At 69.6% G+C, this 13,526-nt stretch carries 5 protein-coding genes; all 5 read left to right on the top strand.

From position 1 onward, the window contains the following. Positions 1–5 precede the first annotated feature (5 nt). The 5 genes from ACIO3R_RS14315 (at position 6) to ACIO3R_RS14295 (ending at position 13,524) form a co-directional block, all read left to right on the top strand. Entirely contained in the window at positions 6–566 is a 561-nt protein-coding gene (locus ACIO3R_RS14315) for a GntR family transcriptional regulator (RefSeq protein ID WP_402105764.1), read from the top strand. A 135-nt stretch (positions 567–701) separates the two neighbouring features. Further along, on the top strand, positions 702–1,457 hold the full coding sequence (locus tag ACIO3R_RS14310) for an HNH endonuclease family protein (RefSeq protein WP_402106040.1): 756 nt from the start codon (positions 702–704) through the stop codon (positions 1,455–1,457). 165 nt (positions 1,458–1,622) lie between these two features. Continuing rightward, positions 1,623–2,009, top strand: coding sequence for a hypothetical protein (locus ACIO3R_RS14305; RefSeq protein ID WP_402105762.1), 387 nt, complete (start codon positions 1,623–1,625; stop codon positions 2,007–2,009). A 53-nt stretch (positions 2,010–2,062) separates the two neighbouring features. Then, positions 2,063–2,626: a BMP family ABC transporter substrate-binding protein gene (locus tag ACIO3R_RS14300; RefSeq protein WP_402106039.1), complete on the top strand. Its 564-nt coding sequence runs from the start codon at positions 2,063–2,065 to the stop codon at positions 2,624–2,626. A 236-nt stretch (positions 2,627–2,862) separates the two neighbouring features. Next, positions 2,863–13,524 (top strand): LamG-like jellyroll fold domain-containing protein, encoded by a 10,662-nt coding sequence (locus tag ACIO3R_RS14295; protein ID WP_402105760.1) that lies wholly within the window; start codon positions 2,863–2,865, stop codon positions 13,522–13,524. Positions 13,525–13,526 lie beyond the last annotated feature (2 nt).

The raw sequence follows: 13,526 nt of genomic DNA, 5'->3' as shown, positions 1-13,526 counted from the left end.
AGGTCATGGGTGAAGTCGAGCGGGCGGGCACGTCCGCCCGGTACCTGACGCCGTCTGTCCGGGGCGGGGACGATGCCTGGGGAGCCGAGGCGGCGGCCTCCGGGCGAAGCGGCACGCAGCGGATCGTGCGGGCCGGAGAGGTGGTCGCTCCCGACCGGGTGGCCGATCTGCTCCGGCTGGAGCGGGGGAGCCACGTGGTCGAGCGCCGACGCGTCATGTATCTCGACGGTGAGGCGTGCGAGTTGACCGACACCTACTATCCGGCGGAGATCGCCCGGGGCACGGGCCTGGCCGGCACGGGAAAGATCCGGGGAGGGGCCATCCGGCTGCTGGCCGATCTGGGCTTCGCCGGTGTCCGGGCGCAGGAGCGCGTGGTGGCCCGCATGCCGTCCGGGAGCGAGCGGGCGGCGCTGTCCCTGGCGGCGGGCGAGCCGGTGCTCGAACTGACGCGGCTCACACTGGACGGGGACGACCGGCCCATTCAGGCCGACGTGATGGTGATGCTGCCGCGAGGCCAGGAGCTGCGGTACGAGATCAGGATCGCTGAGCCCGGCCGGGCCGTGTGATCCGGGACGCATCCGCGGCGAACATTGGTCATGGATGCGTCAGGGCGGGGCAGACGTCCGTAGGATTCCCGGGTTGGTTCGGCTTTCTCCCCGTCAGGACGGCTTCGAGTGATATCTCCCCGCGCTTATCGAGTGATGGTGCCCGCCCTCGGCCTGGCCGCCGTGCTGGCCCTGGCCGGCTGCGACCCCGAGCAGATCACGTCCGGTGCCGAGTCCCCGGGCACCGGCTCGAACGGTGGCGGGGGGTCGGTCACCGGATTCGGTGCCAGTCCGCTCGACAACGCCGACGGCACGAAGCCGGGCCTGGCGCCCCTGACCTCCGACGCGGACCGGGCGGCGGCCCGGAAGGTCATCGCGAAGGTGGCCACCAAGGGGCGCGGCCCCAAGACCGGGTACGAGCGGGACAAGTTCGGGTACGCGTGGAAGGACTCCGTCGACGGCATACCGCTCTCCCGCAACGGGTGCGACACCCGCAACGACCTGCTGGCCCGGGACGGGAAGAAGGTCGAGCTGCGGTCGGGGTCCGACTGTGTGGTCGTCGCCATGTCGCTCAAGGACCCGTACACCGGCTCGACCATCGAGTGGCGCAAGAAGCAGGCCACCAAGGTCCAGATCGACCACGTCATGCCGCTGTCGTACGACTGGCAGATGGGCGCCGCCCGCTGGAACGAGGCCAAGCGGCAGCAGATCGCCAACGACCCGCTCAACCTGCTCCCGGTGGACGGCCCGGCCAACAACGCCAAGCGGGACTCGGGCCCCGCGTCCTGGCTGCCGCCGTACAAGCCGGTCCGGTGCTCGTACGCGCTGCGGTTCGCCCAGGTCTCGCTGAAGTACGAACTCCCGGTCACGACAGCGGACAAGAAGGTCATGCTGGAGCTGTGCGGCGGCTGACCGAGCGAGGGATCACCCGGGCGGGGCCGTCCTGCGGGGACGCCTGCTGTGCCGAACCTGTGAAGGAACGGTGTACTGTACGGCGTCCGATTCTGTCGGGCGTCTGTGCGACCGGCCCCGGCCGATCCGAGCCGGGCCGCCCGCTTCCTCCGTAAGGAACAGCGCGTGAAATCAGGTGGGTCCTCGGCCGTCGGGCCGGATCCCTCGACGGGCTCGGCGGGCTCGACGGGCTCGGTGGTGAGGGCGGTGACGCCTCGCGTTCTGCTGGCGGCGGTGCCGGTGGTCACGCTCGGCATGCTGTCCTTCGTGCCGTCCCTCGTCGTCGCCGCGCGGCGACGACGGGCCTTCGACTGGCTGGTGTGCGCCGGGTTCGCGGCGGCCAACGCGGCCTGGGTGACCTGGGCCGTCCTCACCCCGGCGGAGACGCGGGGAGCGGAGTTCGCGGTGGATCTGCTGCTGATGCTGGTCACCACGCTCGGGGCGGCGGCGCACGCCCTGCTCGCCTGGCCGGGGCGACGCGCGGCCGGCGCCCCGGCCGCGGGTGCCGAGTGAAGACCCGGCGCACCTGGCGGGGCGGCCGGCCGGAGCCGCGCCGGCCTTCCAGGGTGCGGCAGTTGCTCGACCGCTCGGCCGGACTGCTGCGCGGGCGCCGGGGCGCATGGGCGGGAGGCGGGCTGCTGCTGGTGGTCTGCGCCGCCGTCGCCGCGTGGCTGTTCGGCGGTGACGGCGAGGCGGCGAGCCCACCGGACGCCAGGGCGCGGCAGTACCGGGACTTCGACGCGTGCCTGCTCACCGGGGAGGACGGCATCACGGCCGGGACCCCCGCCGCCGCTGTCTGGCAGGGCATGGAGCGCGCCTCCGGCGACACCCGGGTCCGGGTCACCCATGTTCCGGTCATGGGCGAGCAGTCGGCGGCGAACGCGCTGCCGCATCTGAACGGCCTCATCCAGCGGGACTGCGAAGTCGTGCTGGCTGTCGGCCCTGCCCAGACGGAGACCGTGCGGAAGGCGGCGAGCGGTCACCCCCGGGTGGAGTTCGTGGTCGTCGGGTCCGCGGCGGACGGCGGGAGCCGGGCGGCGGGCAACCTCACCGTCGTCGCCCCGGGCGACGGGCTGCCGGGCCGGGTCGCGGAAACGGTCCGACGGGCCGTCAAGAACCCTCAGCCGTAGGTGTGTCGGGGAAATGTGAGCAGTGAGATAAACATCGCATAAGTTCCCGCCCGAATAAGTAGATCTTGTGTGCGCCGTTGGGGCAATCTCGCGAGGCCATATGTAGGCCTTGTGAAGAGAAAGCGGTCCCCATGCGTGCTCGATGGCGAAGACCATCATCGTTGTTCCCCCCGGGCCCCGTCGGGCGTCGCAGGGCGAGAGGCACGGCACTCGCCGTACTCGTGTCGTTCTCGTGCATGCTCACCACCGAGACGGCGTCCGCCACGGATCAGACGCTTCCGGCGCTCTCGATGCCCCGGATGTCCCTGTCCGGTCTGTGGAAGTGGCTGGACGACTCGCCCCTGCACACCCCCGATCAGGAGAGCGGAACCGCCCGCGGCAGGAGCCACACCGCCACCGCCGGCCAGACCCGCGGCAACCTCGCGGTGGGCCACCGCGCCGGTAAGGGCAAGGGCGAACTCGACGCCTACTCCCGGACGACGGAGCGCCCCGGCACGGCCGTCACCGACCCCGCCGCGGGCAACGCCAAGAGCTTCGACGCGAAGACCAGCAAGCGGAACGCGAAGAAGTCCACCGCGACCTCCGACTACTTCGTCAACACCGACGGATCGACCACCGTCCGCCACTACGCGAGCCGGTCCAATTTCAAGGCCGACGACGGCACCTGGAAGCCGATCGACACCGATCTGACCCGGGACGGGGACGGCAGGCTCCAGCAGGCCGCCAACTCGCTCGACGTCGAGTTCGCCCCGGACGCGGCCGACCAGCAGCTCGCCTCCGTCGACTTCGGCGCGGGCCGCAGCCTCGCCTACTCGCTCCGCGGTGCGCGCAAGGCCGTCGCCGTGGTCGACGCCGACAACACGGCGACGTACGCCGACGTCCTGCCGGACACCGACCTGCTGCTCTCACCGCTCGCCGAGGGCCTCAAGGAACGACTGGTCCTGCGGTCGCCCGACGCACCCAACTCCTGGCTGTTCCCGCTCGATGCCCAGGGGCTCACCCCGCGCGTCGCGGACAACGGCGACGTCCGGTTCACCGACGGGGACGGGGAGGGGACCGCCACCATCCCCCACGCCTTCATGGAGGACTCCAGGATCGACCCCCGCTCCGGCGACGCGGCGATCTCCCGCGCGTTGAGCTACGAACTGACCACCGCGGACGGCAAGCCCGCCCTGCGCCTGACCGCCGACCGCGCGTGGCTGGACGACCCCGCCCGCGCCTACCCCGTCACCGTGGACCCGACGATCACCGCCGGCAACTCGACGTACGCGCAGAACACGATCGGTGGTGACCACTCCACCGAGAACCAGCTCAAGGTCGGCAGTTACGACTCCGGCACCAACAAGGCGAACTCCTTCCTCCAGTTCTCCTCGCTGGGCACCACGCTCAAGGGCCAGCGGGTCACCGCCGCGACGCTGAACGTGTACGCGGTCTGGTCCGCGACCTGCACCGCCGAACCGTTCTCGGTGAGCCCGGTGACGAAGTCCTGGACGCCGGCCGGTGTCACCTCCTACCCGGGCCCGGCGTACGGCGCCGCGATCGGCACCGCCACGGTCGCGCCCGGAGCCTCCTGCAGCAACAGCGCCAACAGCCTCAGCGTCGGCGTGAAGATGCCGGTCAAGCTGTCCACGGGTTGGTTCGACGGCGTCGCCACCGGCAGCGCCCAGTACGGTCTGGCCCTGACCGCGCCGACCGGCGACGGGCTGCACTGGAAGAAGTTCCACTCCGACAACAGCACCACGGCGGCCTTCCGGCCCGCCCTGGACCTGACGTACACGGCCAACAAGGCCCCCCAGATCAACGCCCAGTACCCGCCGGAGAACCACCAGTCGAACACCCTCCAGCCGGAGCTGCTGGTCTACGCGAGCGACGCCGACAAGTGGCCGATGCCGTCGCTGACGTACGCCTTCGAGGTGTACGACGCGGACAGTGACAGCACCACGCCCGTCGCCACCTCCGGGATCGTCACCAAGAGCAGCTGGAAGATACCCGCCGGCAAGCTCAAGTGGAGCAAGAACTACGCCTGGTACGTCAGCGTCACCGACGGATACGACTCGGTGATGTACTCGGCGAGCCGGTTCGCCACCGCCGTCCCCCAGCCACCGGTCACCTCCGGCCTCGCCCAGAACACCGACGGCCACGAATTCGACCCGAGCGACGCGAACTACACCACCGAGGACACCGACGCGGAGGTCGAGGTCGTCGGCCCGTCGCTGTCCGTCGAGCGCTCGTACAACAGCCGTGACCCGCGCACCGACGGGGCCTTCGGCGCCGGCTGGGCGACGGTCACCGACATGACGGCCGCCGAGGTGAAGGACGGCTCCGGCACGCTCACCAGCGTCGTGATCACCTACCCGGGCGGCGAACAGGTCGCCTTCGGCCGCAACGCCGACGGCACCTACGTACCGCCGATGGGACGGTACGCACGACTCGCGCCCGCCACGTCCGGCGGCGGATACACGCTGACCGACAAGGACTTCACCGCCTACAACTTCCAGCAGGCGGTGACGGGCCGCACCGGTACGTTCGCGATCTCCTCGATCAAGGACTACGCGGGCCGCGCGGAGACCTTCACCTACACGAGCGGCAAGCTCAGCAAGGTCACCAACACCACCTCCAACCGCTCCCTGGCCTTCGCCTGGCAGACACCGGCCGGGGCCACCGCCCCGCACGTGTCGACCGTGACCACGGACCCCGCGGAGGCCGGGAACGCGAGCACCGCCCAGGTCTGGAGCTACGGCTACACCGGTGACCAGCTCACCAAGGTCTGCCCGCCCGCCGACCCCACCAAGTGCACGGTCTACGGCTACGCCACGGGCAACCACTACCGCACCACCGTCCTGGACGCGGACCCGTTCGCGTACTGGCGGCTCGGGGAGACCGGCGGCACGGTCGCGAGTGACACGGTCGACCTCAACCAGGGCAAGTTCAACGGCCTCTACCGCAACGTGACCCTCGGCGGGACGGGCCCGCTGACCGGCTCCACGCAGAAGGCCGCCACCTTCAACGGCACCACGTCGTACGTCGAGATCCCGAGCGCCCCCGGCGCCACGCCCTCGTACACGACGGTGTCGCTGTGGTTCAGGACCACGCAGGCGGGCGGTGTCCTCTTCTACTACGGGGACAAGCCGCTCAGCGACGCCGACCCGGTCGCGAACACGAAGAAGAACACCCCCGCGGTGTACGTCGGCACGGACGGCAAGCTCCGCGGCTGCCTCGCCATGTCACCGGGGTGCATGACCACGACCGCGTCCACGGCCACCGTCACCGACGGCAAGTGGCACAACGTCGCCCTCACCGGCGCGGCCACCACCCAGACGCTCTACCTCGACGGCGCCAAGCAGGGCAGCCTCGCCGGCACCATCAACGACTGGGAGCAGCCCTACATCTCCTTCGGCGCCGGGGTGAACACCGACGGCTGGCCCGCCATGAACACCTCCGACAAGCTGGGGCACTACGCGGGCCAGCTCGCCGAGGTCGCGGTCTACACCGAGGCGCTTGACCCGTCGGTCATCACCGCGCAGTACCGGGCGGCCACCCGGTCCGCGGGACTGCTCGACAGGATCACCACGCCGAACGGCAAGACCCAGTCGGCCGTCACCTACGGCACCACGGACGACCTGGTCGTCCAGGCCACCGACGGCGACGGCGGCACCTGGAAGCTGAACCCGGCCACGGTCACCGGCTCGTCCCAGGTCTACCGCTCGGCGGTGATGGGTTCGGCACCGGCCGGCTACTGGCGCCTGGACGACACCCAGGGCGCGGCGCAGGCCGCCAACGAGCTGCACACCGGCTTCGGCACGTACAACAGCGTCACCCAGGGCGTGGCCGGACCCTTCGGGGCCGGTGACGTCACGGCGGCGCAGTTCGACGGCACCAGCTCGTACGCGGAGATCCCGTACGCGTCCTGGCACGGCAAGGGCGACCGCTCCGTCGAGCTGTGGTTCAAGACCGCCAAGCCCGGTGTGCTGGTCGCCGACCAGGCCAAGGCCGTGACCGACGCGGCCGGTGCGAGTGGTCCCATCAACCCCGTCCTGTACGTCGGTGCCGACGGGAAGCTCCGCGGGCACTGGTACAGCGCGTCCGGATCGGCCGCCACGGACTTCGGGTCCAAGGCCAAGGTCGACAACAACGCCTGGCACCACGCGGTGCTCTCCGCGACCGGCACCAAGCAGACCCTGTACGTGGACGGCGTCAAGCAGGCCGACTTCACCGGGGCGCCCAACGACCAGACGAACACCCGGACCCTCATCGGTGCGGGCTTCGCCAAGGGCTGGAACAACGCCCCGGCCGACGTCAGCTACTTCACCGGCTCCATCGCCGAGGTCGCCGTGCACGCGGGCGGTCTCACCGAGGAGCAGGTCGAGCAGCACTGGTCGGCGTACAAGGCGTCCGCGGGCGTCGCCCCGGTGCGGACGGTGAAGCTCACCGACCCCACCGAGAAGACGCTCACCTACGTGTACGACGCGGAGATGGGCAACCGTCTGCTGACCGCGATCGACACCAACGGCAAGCGGACCACCTACGGCTACGACACGGCGGGCTTCCTGCACACCGTGACCGACGCCAACGGCAACCGCTCGATCACCGGCCACGACATCCGCGGCAACACGGTCTCCCAGACCATGTGCCAGGACACGGCCGCGGGCAAGTGCGCCACCGACTACTACACGTACTACCCGGACTCGACCACGGCGTTCCCGCCGATGGACCCGCGCAACGACCTGGTGCTCACCGAGCGCGACGGCCGTTCCTCGGGCCCCACGGACAACACCTACCTGACCGGCTACGCGTACGACACGGCCGGCAACCTCACCTCGGTGACCACGCCACCGGTGCCGGGCCACCCGGCCGGGCGGACCGCCACCACCGCGTACACGACCGCCACCACCGCGGCGGCGGACGGCGGCACCGCGAAGGCGCCGGCCGGTCTGGTCGCCGAAGTGGTCACTCCGGGCGGCAGGCGGACCGGGTACTCCTACTTCGCCAACGGAGACGTCGCCGAGGTGACCGACGCCAACGGCGCCAAGGAGAGGAGCACCTACGACAACCTGGGGCGGCAGCTCACCAGGACCGAGGTGACCGACGCGCAGCCGGCCGGCCTCACCACGACCCTGACGTACGACAAGGACGACCAGGTCCTCAGCGAGACCGATCCGCCGGTCACCAACCGGGTCACCGGCGCCGTCCACACCGGACGCACGACCACGGTGTACGACCCCGACGGCAACGTCTCCTCGCAGACGGTCGCCGACCTGACCGGCGGTGACGCCTCCCGCGCCACCTCGATCACCTACGACGCGTACAACCGCATGGCGTCGAGAACGGATCCGGGCGGCGACACCACGTCGTTCGAGTACGACGTGTACGGCAACAAGGTCAAGGAGACCGACCCGGCCGGCAACGTCAACACGTACACGTTCGACGGTGAGGGCAGGCCCCTCACCACCAACCTGCTGAACTACACGGGCGACCCGGCGGACCCGTCGTCGCCCACGACCCTCGTGCAGGAGTCCCGGGCCTACGACCCGGCGGGCCGGCTCGCGTCGATCGCCGACGCGATGGGCCACGTCACGGCGTACACGTACACCGACGACGGTCTCGCCGCCTCCGTCGTGCGCAAGGACCCGGCCAACGGCCTCTCCTTCACCGAGGAGGCCAACACCTACGACGCGGCCGGCAACCTGAGCAAGCAGGTCACCAACGACGGCCAGACCGTGTCCGCTTTCACGGTGGACGCCTCCGACCGCACCACGTCGTCGGTCCTGGACCCGGGCGGGCTCGCCCGGACCACGAAGGTGAGCTACGACCCGGACGACAACGTCGTCTCGGAGAGCGACCTCGACCCGGCCAACGGCCGCACCAGCACCGAGGACACGCTCTACGACAACCTCGGCAACGTCACCGGATCCACCCTCCACGACGGCACCACCGCACCGGTGGCCCGCTGGAAGCTCGCCGAGACCGGCGGCACGTCTGCCGCCGACTCCTCCGGCGGGAACCGGACCGTGACCTTCGGCAGCGGGGTCACCCGCTCCACCGAGCACGGCGGCGCCGCGGTCTTCGACGGCACCACGAACGCCTACGGCGAGACGAAGGGCGCGGTGGTCAACACCGGCGGCTCGTTCACCGTCTCGACGTGGGTGAAGCTGAACTCCACGGCGGCCAACAACACCTTCCTGGCCCAGTCCGGGGAGACCGCCAGCGGGTTCCAGCTGTACTACTCCACGGCGTACGGCTGGACGTTCAACCGGCACAGCTCGGACATGGCGAGCCCGGTCATCGTGCGGGCCAGTTCCGGCACCGCGGCGGTGACCACGGGCACCTGGACCCACCTGACCGGTGTGTACGACAAGGAAGCGGCCCAGATCCGGCTGTACGTCAACGGCGTCCAGGCCGGCACCTCGACGGCGTTCACCACCCCCTGGGACGCCACGGGCCCGCTCCAGATCGGCCGCAGGATCCCCGGCAAGGAGAACACCAACGGCTCGCTCAGCGACATCCAGGTCTACGGCGAGGCGCTGACCGCGTCCCAGGTGACCGCGCTCAAGGGCGGCACCCTGCCGGCAGCGGGAAGCTCCGTCCGCACCAACGCCTGGAAGCTGGACCAGCGCGGCCTGCCGCTGTCCATGACCGACGACAACGGGACCACGACCGACTACGGATACGACGAGGCCGGTCAGCAGACCAGCGTCACCGAGCCCGCCGTCAGCAGCGAGACCGGGGGCGGCACTCCGGTGACCGTCCGGCCGGTGTCGATGACCGGCTACAACACGTTCGGCGAGGACACCGAGTCCTCCGACGCGCTGGGCAACGTGGTGACGACGGCGTACGACGCCGAGGGCCAGGAGTCCTCGACGACGATGCCGAACTACACCCCGCCGGGGGCGTCGGCCCCGATCACGGCCGCGACCTGGAACGAGTACAACAGGCTCGGTCAGGTCACCGCCGAGGTCGACCCGCTGGGCAAGCGCACCGAGTACGCCTACACCCAGCTCGGCGACCTGGCCTCGGTCCGGGAGCCCGGCGGCGCGACGACCCGGTACACGTACACCGCCAACGGTGACCAGCTGTCGGCCGTACGGCCCGGCGGCGCCCGCCAGGAGACCACCTGGGACTACCTCGGCCGCCCGGTCACGGACACGGACATCGTGCGCCAGCCGACCGAGCGGGCGTACACCTCCATCAACGAGTACAAGGCCCCGGGAGGTGAACTCTCCCGGACGGTCAGCCCGACCGGGGTGAGCGAGTCCTACAAGTACAACGTCCTCGGCGAGACGACGGAGGTGACCGACGCCGCGGGCGCCACCAGCCGCTTCACGTACGACATGGACGGCCGGCCGCTCACCTCGGTGGACGCGGACGGCACGAGCACCGCCAACACCTACGACGGCTACGGCCAGCTGACCGCCACGAAGGACCTGGACGCGACGGGCAAGGTGCTGCGCACCAGCAGCTCCACCTACGACCGTGCGGGCAACCCGACGTCGGTGACCGACTACCGGGGCCACACCGTCACGCTCACCAGCGACGCGACGGGCCTGATCACCAAGGCGGTCCAGCCGGTCTCGGAGACCGAGTCGATCACCACGACCTTCGGCTACGACGCGGCGGGCAACCGCACGCGCTTCACCGACGGGCGAGGCAACGCCTTCCTCACCACGTACAACGCGTGGGGCATGGCGGAGAAGGAGATCGAGCCGTCCACCCCGGCGCACCCGGACCTCGTGGACCGCACGTTCACGATGGTCTACGACGCCGCGGGCCGTCCCAAGGAGCAGCGCTCCCCGGGCGGGACCGTCGTCAGCAACGAGTACGACGACCGGAGCCGGCTGGTCCGCCAGCACGGCACGGGAGCGGAGGCGGAGACCACCGACCACACCTACACCTATGACCAGGACGACCAGATCACCTCGGTGGCGGGCGCGGGCGAGGAGAAGAACACCTTCTCCTACGACGACCGCGGTCTGCTCCTGACGGCCAACGGCCCCTCCGGCAGCTCCTCGTTCGCCTACGACGGCAACGGGGCGATGACCTCGCGCAAGGACGCGTCGGGCACGTCGACCTTCGGGTACGACACGGCGGGCCGGCTGAGGTCGGCGGTGGACGGGGCGTCGGGTACGTCGATGACGTACGGCTACGACACCGAGTCGAACGTGACGTCGATCGAGTACGGGCAGGGCAAGGGGAGGCGTGACTTCTCCTACGACTCGCTGGGCCAGCTCACCACCGACAGGCTGACCTCGCCGACGGGCAAGTCGCTGGCGTCGTTCATCTACGGCTACGACCTCAACGGCAACGAGACGTCGAAGACGACGGCCGGTGTCGCCGGGGCGGCCACGAATACGTACACCTACGACTGGGCGAACCGCCTGTCGTCCTGGAACAACGGGAGCGCGACCGAGCAGTACGGCTACGACGCGTCCGGCAACCGGACCCGGGTGGGCGGTGACACCTACACCTACGACGCCCGCAACCGGCTCAGCTCGGACGGGCAGAACACGTACACGTACACCGCGCGCGGCACGATGAGTTCGGTGACCGACGAGGGCGGTGTGCAGACGTCGGTGAAGGCGGACGCCTTCAACCGGGTGATCAGCGAGGGCGAGCGGACCTACACCTACGACGGCCTGGACCGGACGCTGAAGGCGAGTGACGGCCAGGGCGGTTCGGTGTACGACTTCGCGTACAGCGGGGCCGGCAACGACGTGGCGTCCGACGGCGGCACGGCCTACAGCCGCAACGTCGACGGTTCGCTCCTCGGCATCAAGTCGGCGACGGGCTCGGTGCTCGCGCTGACGGACATCCACGACGACGTGGTGGGCCAGTTCACCGCGGACGGCGAGGCGCTGTCCGGCTCGACGACGTACTCCCCGTTCGGGAAGGTCGAGCAGTCGACCGGCATGGTGGGCCGGCTCGGCTACCAGTCGGGGTGGACGGACCCGGAGACCGCCAAGGTCAATATGGCGGCGCGCTGGTACTCGCCGGAGACCGGCCAGTTCAACAGCCGCGACACGGTGGGCATGAACCCGCTGCCGACGTCGGTGTCCGCGAACCGTTACGCGTACGCGGACCAGAACCCGATGACGGCGACGGACCCGACCGGTCACTGGCCGAGCTTCGTCGACAAGGCGATCAAGAAGGTCAAGAAGAAGGTCAAGAAGGTCGCGAAGTCGGCCTGGAAGAAGACCAAGAAGGCCGTCAAGAAGGTCGCGAAAAAGGTCAAGGCCGCGGCGAAGAAGGTCAAGAAGGCGGTCAAGAAGGTCGTCAAGAAGGCCAAGCGCGTGGTGCGGAAGGCCGTGCACTATGTGGCCGACAGCGTCAAAAAGGTCAAGAGATATGTCAAACGCACGTACAAGCGCGTAAAGAAATACGTCCACAAGGTCGTCAAGCAGGTCAAGAAGACGGTCCACAAGGTGGCGAAGGCCGCCAAGCACGTGGCGAAGAAGGTGGTGAAGGCCGCCAAGAAGGTCGGCAGGGCCGTCAAGAAGGCGGCCAAGGCCACGGCCAACTTCGTGAAGCAGCACGCGTCGACGATCGCCGCGGTGGCGACCGGTGTGGTGGTCTTCGCGGGTTGTACGGCGGCGACCGGTGGCGTGGGTGTCATCGGCTGCGGAGCCCTGGCGGGCGCTGCGGCGAACGCGGTGGGCTACGCGATGAGTGACGGTCCCAAGTCGCTGGCCGGCTTCGTGACCGCGGTCGGCGTGGGAGCCGTGACCGGCGCCCTCGGCGGCGCGGCCGGCGGTGCGGCCTCCGGCGCGGTGGGCCGTCTGCTCGCCGGAGTCGGCGGCAAGGCGCTGAACGGTGCGGCGATGGGCGCTGCGGGCGGCGCGGCGGAAGGCGCGGTCGGTTACGGCGTCTCCTGCGTGGCCAGCGAGGAGGGGTGCAGCGTCTCCGGTGCGGCGAAGGCCTCGGCGGTGGGCGCGGCAACGGGTGGTGTGTTCGGTGCGGCGGCCGGCAGGTTCGGCCGCAAGTCGACGGCGAAGCAGGAGCCGGACGGCCAGCCGTCCTCTCCGGGTTGCCGGACCGGCGTTCCGCACAGCTTCACCGGTCTGACCGGGGTGCTGATGGCGAACGGCACGACCAAGCCCATCTCCGAGATCAAGGTCGGGGACTACGTCCTGACGGCCGAACCCGGCAAGAAGAAGAAGGAAAAGCACAAGGTCAAGGCGGTCATCGTCACCAAGACGGACCGTGACTACGTAGACGTCGTCGTGTCCACGAAGTCCGGCCCGAAGACGATCCAGACCACCAAGCACCACCAGTTCTACGAGTCCACCAAGGACGCCTGGACCCAGGCCGCCGACCTCAAGGCCGGCCAGAAACTCCAGAACGACACCGGCGGACCCACGGTGGTGATCGACGCCAAGGCCTACACCGCGCAGCGCACCACGTACGACCTCAGCATTGACGGTCTGCACACGTACTATGTGCTGGCGGGCGCTACGCCAGTCCTCGTTCACAACTGCGGTCCTGGCGTTGCAACTGAAGATGATGCAATGCTCGCTCTCGGCCGTGCGGACGAGTTGCAGGCATCCCGCAATGACTACTTCATGGCGGATGTGAAGGGCACCACGGCCGTAATTGGTGTCTTTAACTCAAAAACGAAGGCATTCACCACTCGTATCGGCATCAACGGCGGTGGCGCTATGCCTTCCGGCTGGACACTTCGACCGGGAGAAGAGTTCGTGCAGGCCGCTGGGCATGCAGAACAAGGGATTCTTAGCAGTTTGGGCCCCAATGAGCATGCCGTGTTTGGTGCAGCGTCGAGAAACTTCTGTGTCGCCATCTGTTCACCCATGCTGAATGTTCGTGGGGTGACAGTGGGTGGTGCAGGGCTACGTGGTCACGCTGCACAGAACTCACCATTCACGACCTTCTGGGCCACTGGAGACTAGAG

The sequence above is a fragment of the Streptomyces sp. NPDC087428 genome (assembly GCF_044744085.1).
In the GTDB taxonomy this organism is placed as follows: Bacteria; Actinomycetota; Actinomycetes; order Streptomycetales; family Streptomycetaceae; genus Streptomyces.
Note: the sequence above shows the minus strand (reverse complement) of the source record. Positions and strands in the feature narration are given on the sequence as shown.

Coding starts and splice junctions, on each gene's coding strand:
- ACIO3R_RS14315 (WP_402105764.1), top strand. CDS start 6: ATGGGTGAAGTCGAGCGGGCGGGCACGTCCGCCCGGTACCTGACGCCG.
- ACIO3R_RS14310 (WP_402106040.1), top strand. CDS start 702: ATGGTGCCCGCCCTCGGCCTGGCCGCCGTGCTGGCCCTGGCCGGCTGC.
- ACIO3R_RS14295 (WP_402105760.1), top strand. CDS start 2,863: ATGCTCACCACCGAGACGGCGTCCGCCACGGATCAGACGCTTCCGGCG.